Source organism: Bacillus cereus (assembly GCF_007678085.1).
In the GTDB taxonomy this organism is placed as follows: Bacteria; Bacillota; Bacilli; order Bacillales; family Bacillaceae_G; genus Bacillus_A; species Bacillus_A cereus_BE.
In genome coordinates this window covers 1-243 of sequence record NZ_VEDW01000046.1, presented here as the reverse complement: position 1 = coordinate 243, position 243 = coordinate 1, and the positions used below count along the sequence as shown (strand labels likewise).

Genomic DNA, 243 nt, shown 5'->3' with positions numbered 1-243 from the left:
TATGCGCCCGTAGCTCAATTGGATAGAGCGTTTGACTACGGATCAAGAGGTTAGGGGTTCGACTCCTCTCGGGCGCGTTTTCTTTCGGGAAGTGGCTCAGCTTGGTAGAGCACCTGGTTTGGGACCAGGGGGTCGCAGGTTCAAATCCTGTCTTCCCGATACTTGTTTGGGGCCTTAGCTCAGCTGGGAGAGCGCCTGCCTTGCACGCAGGAGGTCAGCGGTTCGATCCCGCTAGGCTCCACC

3 tRNA genes are annotated in these 243 nt (G+C 58.0%); all 3 read left to right on the top strand.

What is annotated here, in order from left to right:
- The first annotated feature begins 3 nt into the window (after nucleotides 1-3).
- The 3 genes from FS742_RS27310 (at nucleotide 4) to FS742_RS27300 (ending at nucleotide 241) form a co-directional block, all read left to right on the top strand.
- Nucleotides 4-77, top strand: a tRNA-Arg gene (locus FS742_RS27310).
- An 8-nt stretch (nucleotides 78-85) separates the two neighbouring features.
- A tRNA-Pro gene (locus FS742_RS27305) sits at nucleotides 86-159 on the top strand.
- A 9-nt stretch (nucleotides 160-168) separates the two neighbouring features.
- A tRNA-Ala gene (locus FS742_RS27300) sits at nucleotides 169-241 on the top strand.
- Nucleotides 242-243: the final 2 nt, after the last annotated feature.